The organism is Nostoc sp. CHAB 5715 (assembly GCF_020829685.1).
In the GTDB taxonomy this organism is placed as follows: Bacteria; Cyanobacteriota; Cyanobacteriia; order Cyanobacteriales; family Nostocaceae; genus Nostoc.
On sequence record NZ_JAIVFR010000200.1, the window covers coordinates 1 to 9,119 of the forward strand.

Annotated in this window: 7 protein-coding genes and 1 pseudogene; 4 read left to right on the forward strand and 4 right to left on the reverse strand. The window is 40.4% G+C overall.

The genetic code is table 11. The features are described from left to right. Nucleotides 1-49: 49 nt before the first annotated feature. The 3 genes from LC574_RS13170 to LC574_RS13180 form a co-directional block, all read right to left on the reverse strand. Nucleotides 50-1,573 (reverse strand): ATP-binding protein, encoded by a 1,524-nt coding sequence (locus tag LC574_RS13170; protein WP_229453939.1) that lies wholly within the window; start codon nt 1,571-1,573, stop codon nt 50-52. Between the two features lie 10 nt (nt 1,574-1,583). Next, complete coding sequence (locus LC574_RS13175) at nt 1,584-4,379, reverse strand: PAS domain S-box protein (RefSeq protein ID WP_229453940.1); 2,796 nt, start codon at nt 4,377-4,379, stop codon at nt 1,584-1,586. A 566-nt stretch (nt 4,380-4,945) separates the two neighbouring features. Continuing rightward, nucleotides 4,946-6,478, reverse strand: a complete 1,533-nt coding sequence (locus tag LC574_RS13180; protein ID WP_229453945.1) for a SagB/ThcOx family dehydrogenase — start codon at nt 6,476-6,478, stop codon at nt 4,946-4,948. A 292-nt stretch (nt 6,479-6,770) separates the two neighbouring features. On the opposite strand from LC574_RS13180, the gene LC574_RS13185 reads away from it, so the two are divergent. Both LC574_RS13185 and LC574_RS13190 read left to right on the forward strand, forming a co-directional pair. Further along, entirely contained in the window at nt 6,771-7,001 is a 231-nt protein-coding gene (locus LC574_RS13185; protein WP_229453941.1) for an addiction module protein, read from the forward strand. Beyond that, the gene (locus LC574_RS13190; protein ID WP_229453942.1) at nt 6,998-7,300 is read left to right on the forward strand and encodes a type II toxin-antitoxin system RelE/ParE family toxin; all 303 of its coding nucleotides are present in this window, start codon (nt 6,998-7,000) and stop codon (nt 7,298-7,300) included. Before LC574_RS13185 ends, LC574_RS13190 begins: the two co-directional genes overlap by 4 nt. 45 nt (nt 7,301-7,345) lie before the next feature. Here LC574_RS13190 and LC574_RS13195 read toward each other — a convergent pair whose 3' ends face one another. Continuing rightward, nucleotides 7,346-8,194, reverse strand: a complete 849-nt coding sequence (locus LC574_RS13195; RefSeq protein WP_229453943.1) for a M28 family peptidase — start codon at nt 8,192-8,194, stop codon at nt 7,346-7,348. Between the two features lie 49 nt (nt 8,195-8,243). Between LC574_RS13195 and LC574_RS13200 the strand changes: the two genes are divergently transcribed. Both LC574_RS13200 and LC574_RS13205 read left to right on the forward strand, forming a co-directional pair. Then, entirely contained in the window at nt 8,244-8,450 is a 207-nt protein-coding gene (locus LC574_RS13200) for a hypothetical protein (protein WP_229453944.1), read from the forward strand. Nucleotides 8,451-8,604: 154 nt separating this feature from the next. Further along, nucleotides 8,605-9,093 (forward strand): annotated as a pseudogene (locus tag LC574_RS13205) (Hsp70 family protein); the annotation flags it as partial. Between the last annotated feature and the right edge of the window lie 26 nt (nt 9,094-9,119).

Consider the following 9,119-nt stretch of genomic DNA (forward strand, 5'->3'; position numbering starts at 1 on the left):
AATTCCAAAAATCGGGATGGGGGTTAAAGAAGAATTCAGAATCCAGAATTCAGAATTCAGAAGCTTCAGCTAAGAATAATTCAGGATTTAAGGGCAATATTACTGTAAATGTAGTGCCGACTCCAACTTGACTTGTGACGCTGATTTGACCTTTGTGAGCATCAACGCACCTTTTAACGATTACTAACCCCAATCCAGTACCCTGAATTGATTGGACATTTGAGGCTCGGTAGAATGACTCAAAAAGTCGAGCTTGGTCTGATTCAGGAATCCCCATACCTTGATCTTGAATATAAAAAATTGCTACTTTATCAATCGGGTCGCAGATTAAATCAAACTGAATCTTACCACCTGTTGGAGAATATTTAACCGCGTTTGAGAGTAGATTTTCAAACAGGTAATGCAAGAGTCCTTCATCCATTACAGCGTCGGTGCGATCGCTATGACAAGTAAAAACAATTTCATACAGGCTACTTTCAACAATAGAAAAATCTTCGATTAACTCTCGACAGAATTGTTCTAAGTTAAGTGGAGCAGGGTTGTATACGAGTTTCTCTGCTTCCGCTCGACCCATAAACAACACTTCTTCCATGAGTTTTTCTAGAGATTGCACAGCACCTTGAATTCGCTTTAAATAAATGCCTCTTTTCGCATCTGTCAATTTTGCTCCTTGCATTTCTATGAGTTCTACTGCTGTTTGAATAACAGTCAGGGGATTACGGAACTCATGAGATACGGTAGAGATAAATAAGGACTTGAGACGATTAAGTTCTTGCTCTTTCTCCAATGCTTGCTCTAGCAATTTTGTTTGGCGTCGTTCGCTAAGATCCCAGAAAACAATTACTACACCATTTATCTGGTCAAGTCCTCGCTTCAGTGGTGAAGCACTATCGCCAATTGGAACTCTTTTTCCGTCTCTTCTAATCAGAGAAGTGAATTCTTCTAAATAAACAACCTGTTGATCCCGTAGCACTTTTGTTACTGGGTTTTCTAATGTAGTCCCTGTAACTTCATCGACAATATGAAAAATATTCGCCGCCTCATTTCCTAAAGCATCTTTTTGCTGCCAGCCAGTCAATGCCTCAGCTGCGGGATTCATAAATGTCATTATTCCCCGATCATCTGTAGCGATTACAGCATCACTCATTGAGTTTAAAAGGATTGCTAAGTGATCTCGATTCTCTCGCAGTTCACGCTCTAATTGGTGTTTTAGAAGACCGATTTCGATCGCTATTCTTAAATCTTTTATAGTAAAGGGTTTAACGATATATCCGAAAGGTTGGGTAATTTTGGCTCTTTCTAAAGTATGATCGTCACCATAAGCGGTTAAAAAAATTACAGGAACGTCTAACTGCTCACGAATCAGACTGGCAGTAGCAATACCGTCTATCTCACCTTTAAGAATAATATCCATTAATACTAGTTCTGGTTGAGTTTCCCATGCCTTGGCAATGGCAACTTTTCCAGATGAAGCTGTACCCGTAACAATGTATCCTAGTTGCCTGAGTTGGCTGGCAATAGTTCTAGCCACAATCACTTCATCTTCAACGACTAAAATCCTAGCTTGGCCCATTTAATATTTACTAATGCAAAGTTAACTGCGTGAATTGAATTTTGAATACTGTTCCATGATTGCGTTCTAGAATAATGTCGCCTTCGAGTTGTTCTGTAACCAAGTCATATACTAACGACAGTCCCAAAGAATCATTAGTTGTCCAATCTAAATTATCTGGTAAACCAATCCCATTGTCTCGGATAGTCATCTCGATACTATTACCAACATTACGTAAAGCAATACTGATTGTGCCTGTTTCTTGGTTGGGAAAAGCGTGTTTGAGGGCATTGGAGATTAATTCGTTAATAACTAGTCCACAAGCAATAGCTTGGTCAACATTCAAACTCACTGAATCTATATCAGTTTCTAGACCAATTTTACCAGGCCATATTTGGTAAGAAATTAGCAAGCTTGCTGCCAAATTATCGATATAGTCACCAACATCAATTTGTCCAATGTTAGCGGAAGTATATAAATTTTTATGGATTAGAGATATTGACTCAATCCGGTTCTGACTTTCTCGAAGAGCTTTGATGGCTTCTGGATCTTTGAGTGTTTGAGACTGGAGTTGTAATAAACTGGAGACAATTTGCAAATTATTTTTAACTCGATGATGAACTTCCTTTAATAGAACTTCTTTTTCAACCAAGGCATTTTTTAACTTTACTTGAGCGTTTTGTCTTTTAACAAGCTCAAACTGAGCTTGTTCAAAAATGCTGGATTGTTGAATGGCGATCGCTAATTGGACTGTCAGTTGATCAAGCAAATCTAATTGATTTTCTTCCCACTCGCGCAAACCAGAGCATTGGTGAGCAATCAGTAAACCCCAAAGGTGAGAACCTGGGTTTTGGGAGCTTACTTTTAGTAAAATGGGTACGACTAAATTTGCTTTGACTTCAAACTGTTCTAACAAGCGAATATGGCAATCAGTTAATCCTGCTTCATAAATATTAGCGATCGCTCGTTTGCGTCTTTGATAATACTCCACTCCTGCGCCTGCTTGAAAACACGTATCATGAATCTGGACGCCCAAAGAAACAGTCCATCCAGGTTCCACCGATTCCGCCACAATTGTGCCAATCATCTCTGGGTCAAACTGATAAACTACCACTCGATCAACCCCAAGTAAATCTCGCACTTCTTGAACTGTTGCATTCAGAATATCTTGGAGATTCAATGATTGACGAATCCGTTGAGCAACGGTTCGCATCAATTGCTCCCGCTCGGCTTGGGCTTTGAGAGCCAGTTCAGTTCGCTTACGTTCTGTGATGTCTTGCCCAATACCGATAATTTGACCATTGGAAAGGTAAACATTAGTCCAAGACGTATCCAGTAAACGACCATCGCGCATCTGAGTTCTAAAGTCACCCCAATTGCGTTGTGCAGACTGAATAAAATTAATCACATACTCTCGATATTCAGCATTAGGATATAACGCTTCCAAAACATCGCAAGTTTGGAAATCTTGAAATTTCCAACCTAAAACACTTTCCCATTCTTGGTTCACCCATTGAAGTTTACCATTGGTATCAAAAAGTGCAATCATCAACGGTATACTTTCAAAAACTATCTGCAAAAAATCATTTTGCTCTTGAAGTTTTGTTTCTAAGTTTTTGCGTTTTGTAATATCATAAAAAACAGTTAAAATTGCTGCCTCATTATTAAATTTTAAATATTGCAGTGAAGCGATCGCCCAGAAATAAGTTCCATCTGCTCTTTTTAATTGAAGTTCATAGTTATCAATAAAGCCATATTGATTCAGGGCTTCCAACAGTAATTCTAAATCGGCTGATTTCTGATATAAATCTAAAATTTTTCGATTAGTTAAATCCTTTGCTGAAAATCGAAAAGTTTTAATTAACTCTGGATTAGCATATAAAATCAACCCGTCCAACTCACGCGAAATAATTAATGGAATAGGAATAGCTTCAGAAATGACTCTAAATCTCGCTTCACTTTCATGAAGGTTTATTTCAATTTTTTTGTGTTCTGTAATATCTCGGATATTAACCAACTGAGCGTTGTAGCTGGCATAGTTTATTGAATATGTGAAAATTTCAACATCAATAATCTGTCCGTTTTTTCGCTGATGTCGCCATTGCCCAGTAAAATGAAAGCTAGTCTGCTTTTGCCCTAAATATTCTCTGAAGATAGGCACATCACCAGGAGGGCGAATGTCAGTTATTCGCATTTGCAAAAACTCTTCTCGTGAGTAGCCGTAGTGGATAACAGCAGCTTCATTTACATCTAAAAATTGTAGATTATCCTGGTTAAATACCCACATTGGATTAGGATTTTTAGAGAAAAGAAGATTAAAACTCCTTTGGCTATCATCAATAACTTTTTGCTGATGTAACTCTAAATACCTGATTACTTGCCCTGCCAACTTTTCTAAGGCTACTTGCTCTTTAACAGTCAAATTTCGCGGTGCAAAATCAATTACACAAAGACTACCTAATGCAAAGCCGCTTGAAGTAATTAGAGGAACACCTGCATAAAAGCGGAAATAATGATTTGATATTACAAGGGGATTTGTCGCAAACCGTTCATCTGACAAAGTGTCCGGGATAATTAATATTTGACTTTGTAAGATAGTATAACTACCAAAAGAAATGCTTCGAGAAACTTCTGATATAGTTACCCCGATTTTTGACTTGAACCATTCCCGTTCTGCATCAACTAGGCTAATAAGAGCGATTGGTGTTTCACAAAGGTTAGCAGCTAGTTGAGCTAGTTCATCAAAAATTTCTTCTGGTGGCGTATCTAAAATTTGATACTGATTAAGTACTTCTAAACGTTGGCTTTCATTCTCTGGAAATAGCATTAGTGGTTGTGTGAAAAAAAATATTTTATATTACCGAAGAAGAATTCAGAATTCAGGAGCCAGAATCCAGAATGGATTTGTAGCTCCTGGATGTCCAAGGGAGGTTTAGAGCAAGCGATTTTAATCGTGGAGAAGAAAAAATTCTTTCCGTGACTGTTACCCCTGACTTGACTGCTGGGGTATTCTGAATTCTGAATTCTGTCTTCTGACTCCTTCTCATCAGATTTAATTTGCTGAAATCTAAAAATATAATTATTTTTCTGTTAAGTATACAAATTTTGTGATGTATTAAATTTGCTTGCAATTTTAATGTGTAACAGCTGATAATTTCTCGATAAAAAACCTTGAGAGCAACATCTGCGCTCTTTGATACTTAGGAATAGAAAACAAGGATATGTACTCAAAGAGGCTTTCCACACAAGTATATGCTGGTTCAATCTTCACAGGAATCTGGCAGTGTAAAGTATGTCTGATAGTTTACACTAAGCAAAGATAACTTGTACACAGACGCAAGCAAAGAACACAGAAAAAAACTCTCTGCATTCTTTGCACCTCTAGGATTATTTTTATCTTGGGCGTCCCAATGTAGTGATATATAGAACAGCTTCATCGGCAGGTATACCCAAAACTTCATTTACTTGGTCATCAAAGAAACCACCGATACCACTGACGCCTACATTCAGATGGATTGCTGCTAAATTCAAGCGTTGTCCTAAATGGCCAGCATCCAGATGTAAGTAACGGTAAACGCGATCGCCATATTGTGCGATCGCAGCTTTCAAATCGGCTGTATGGAAAAGCACTGCTGCTGCATCCCGCCCTAATTCTTGCCTCAAACAGAGAAAATGTAACTCTCGACGAAAGTTTTTAAACCGAATTTGGCGTAATTCTTGGGCTTTGGGTGCGTAATAATAACAACCTGCCTCTAATCCCTTGACTCCGCAAACAGCAATAAATGTTTCTATTAAATTCAAATCAAAGTAATCTGGAGAAATATCTAAACTTTGGTCAATATAATTTTGCGGTTGGTAAGTGAAATCCAGTAAACCTTTTAATTCATCGAAAGTTAAATCATCACCATTATAAGCGCGGGTAGAGCGTCGCTTATACATAGTGGTTTCCAATTCTGATAGGTTTTGTCCCCAGTTTATCGGTGCAGTGTTGGTGGGAATTTTCAAACAGAAAGGAAAGTTATATTTATCCTCCAAAGATTTTTCTTGTTTGATAGTTGGTAAATTAAGATTGCCAGTTACACCTGATGGGATCTGGGTGTGTCGATGGAAATATGTCAGCAATTCGCCATCGGGAATTTTGGGATAACTGGTTTCGGTGGTGGAAGGTAAAGCAGTGCATCCCAATGGTAAATTTTGATTCACATCTAACAAGTCTGCCAGAGGTAAGACAGCGATCGCACCTTCTTGTTGCGGATCGATATAAAGCAGATCGTTTACCGATTCATCCACAAAACCGCCGATTAAGTGAGGGCGATAGTCAGTAATCGCACCAGCTAACTCGATATTACCCAACAGGTGTCCCGTATCTAGAAAAATCCGCCGATAAGCCCGATCTTCATAGCGCCACGCAGAACGATAGAATACCGCAGTCACAATAATTGCTAGTTGGGTATTTTCTAGGGAAGGATGCCAGAAACAAGCCGATTGAAGAGTTTGCCAAACATCACTTTCCCAATAATGCATCAGAGAATGAGTCCGACACTGGTAGTTATATAGACCAGGTGGCAATAACGCCGTACCACGGGAAACCACATACACCTCAGCCGGGTATAATCCGCCTGCACTGGGAGCAGCGCGTAAATACACCGCGCTACCCATAGAAGGCATTCTCGCCGTCAATCCATAGCTGCGAAACAGCAGCCGTGAAAGTCTTTGCCACCATTGAGCATCTGGGTTATTAGCAAATCCCTCTGTTTTTTCTTGGATATAGGGTTTGAGATCAAAAGTAGAGCCAATTTTGTACTCTTTGAAAGGCACTGGCTGTTTAGCCCAGTCTAACTGCTGACTTTTGGAGGCGAGAGTCTCAGGATCGTATTTAGTCCGTTCGTGGTAATGCTGGGCAATTGATTGGTGTAATTCTGGCATAGTACTTTTAATATCCTTGGGGCATCCTTTTTTTGATCTTGGCATTCATTAGCCTCATTGTTTCGTGTCAACTCGTACAATCCTCATAGTCACAAAGTGGTAATTGGTAACAACTGGAATGGGGAATGGAAAATGGGGAATTGGGGAGGTAGGCGCTAACACCAAGCGTATTAAACTATAAACCTTTATATTGAAGATTATGTGGCGCTTCGATTCATGGCAAACCGATGACCTTAATCTGTCACATTCAACACTAACTCTATGCTGATTAATCGCAAGAGGATCGCAGACTATGACCGAGACAGTACAGAAACTTAGGCTTGAACTATCTCAGCTATCTATGCAAGAGCGTGCAGAGCTTGCTTACTTTTTGATCCACTCTTTAGATCAAGATGTTGACAATAACGCAGAATTTGCTTGGGATGTTGAGTTAACGAGAAGGATGGAAGAAATTAGTAGTGGAACAGCTTATGGTGAACTTTCAGACAAGGTATTCGCTCAACTGCGAGAAAAGTACTCGTGAAGCAAATCATCATTCACAGCGAAGCTAGAGCAGAGCTAGATAATTCAGTCGCATACTACGAGGAGCAAAAGGCTGGCTTGGGGCTAGATTTCTTATCTGAAGTGGAGCAGGCTATTGGCAAAATTCAGCAAAACCCAAGCATAGGAGCGCCGTACAAAATTGCCGAGTTGCGTCGCTACGTCCTTCAGTGTTTTCCCTATCTCATTTTCTACACAGAATTCAAGGAGTTTATTTGGGTCGTTGCAATAGCTCATGGAAAGCGTAGACCAGATTATTGGAAGAAACGACAGGTTGAATGATGCTTTAGAGGGCAAAAAATAAACTTATTAATTTATCTTAACTTTTCACAACCGCCGAATTGCAATTTCCAAGCCTTCACATACACCGCTAAGAAAATCTAAATCCAAAGTAGCGATCGCATCACTAGGTTTGTGATAATGTGGATTTCGCAAGAATGCCGTATCTGTCACCATCATTGCCGGATAGCCCAAATCCCAAAAAGGTGCATGATCGCTAAGTCTAGTTTGGGGAACTATTAAACCTCGATTCGGCACGGGTAGCCATTGACTAGGTACGCCAGCTTTGCGAATATTACGACTCATGCCAATTAAGTCAGGCAATGTTCGCAAATTCCCAATTAAAGCAATAAAATCGCCTCTGTCTGGGTAGAAGCGTTCCAGAGGAGGGGGGTAACTTTGGGAACCAGGCACAGAATCGGTATAACCCAGCATTTCTAAGGAAATCATTAAGCGTAGCTGTTGCTTTTGTTCGTGCAACAAGGCTGCATAATCAGCACTACCCAGTAAGCCGTATTCTTCCATATCGAAAGCGACTAGCCTTAAGGGATATCTTGCAGCTTGGGCAGCAAACTTTCTCGCTAATTCCAGCAACACCGCCACACCGGTGGCATTATCATCAGCCGCAGGTGTTCCCGGAACGCCATCATAATGAGCGCCAATTAAAATCAGTGGCAAATCCTTTTTTTGTCGTCTCCCTTGGGAGGGTAAATTTAATATCAAGTTATTACAAGCTTTACCCCTGACATCAAAGGTGTGGATTTCCACACTCCCCCATTGGGAAAATTGCTGGCGGATGTATTCTTGGACAAAAAAATGTCCAGCCGTTGCCATGTAAGGATCGCGTTCTCGCGCAATCTCAGTCAAAGAAGTTTGTAATCGCTCTGTTAAATTCAAATTTTTAAAATAGTGGCAATATTAAGGTTTTCAGGTACTCAAAGAAGCAATGCAAGTATTTTACAGCTATTTTCAGGTAATTGAACTACACCACTCCCTACTCCCTACTCCCCACTCCCCGTCTCAGTTGTGGTCTAAATATCTGAAAAATGCTGTAAGGTGCATTTACAAACTTGCAGATACAGTGCATAGAAGTAACTGGATAACAAGAATTGAGGCTGCTTGGACACACCAATCATCGTCAATGCTATCCTAGTCTTGCAACTATCTCCTCTAGCTGCACTTCTTAGCTTATTGCCTTAATGATGACTATTATACCATTGAGGTGTTTTCATCCAATAGCAAAAAGCTAGAGGTAGTTCCGCCCAATCATAATAAATATATAAGATACTTTAGGAGAAGAGTAACGCATGGGCAAGGTAGTCGGCATCGACTTGGGTACAACCAACTCAGTAGTCGCCGTTATGGAGGGTGGCAAGCCGGTGGTGATTGCCAATGCAGAAGGAATGCGAACAACCCCCTCCGTAGTTGGCTTTAGCAAAGAAGGCGAAAGGGTGGTTGGGCAAATGGCACGGCGACAAACCGTCCTCAATCCCCAAAATACCTTTTTTGCAGTTAAACGCTTCATTGGGCGCAAGTATGCCGAACTTAGTCCAGATTCCAAGCGTGTACCCTACACCATCCGCAAGGACGAAGTAGGCAATATTAAAGTTGCCTGTCCCCGTCTCAATAAGGATTTCGCCCCAGAAGAAATTTCGGCAATGGTGCTGAAGAAATTGGCAGAGGATGCTAGTCGCTATTTGGGTGAACCGGTAACAGGGGCAGTGATTACAGTACCCGCTTATTTTAACGATTCTCAACGGCAGGCACCCCGTGATTCTGGCAGTATTGATGGTTTATAAGTGTAGCGGAATCTCAATGAACC

Excerpts from the sequence above, each read along its gene's own strand:
- LC574_RS13185 (WP_229453941.1), top strand. The coding sequence starts at position 6,771 with ATGACCGAGACAGTACAGAAACTTAGGCTTGAACTATCTCAGCTATCT.
- LC574_RS13175 (WP_229453940.1), bottom strand. The coding sequence starts at position 4,379 with ATGCTATTTCCAGAGAATGAAAGCCAACGTTTAGAAGTACTTAATCAG.
- LC574_RS13170 (WP_229453939.1), bottom strand. The coding sequence starts at position 1,573 with ATGGGCCAAGCTAGGATTTTAGTCGTTGAAGATGAAGTGATTGTGGCT.
- LC574_RS13200 (WP_229453944.1), top strand. The coding sequence starts at position 8,244 with ATGCAAGTATTTTACAGCTATTTTCAGGTAATTGAACTACACCACTCC.
- LC574_RS13180 (WP_229453945.1), bottom strand. The coding sequence starts at position 6,478 with ATGCCAGAATTACACCAATCAATTGCCCAGCATTACCACGAACGGACT.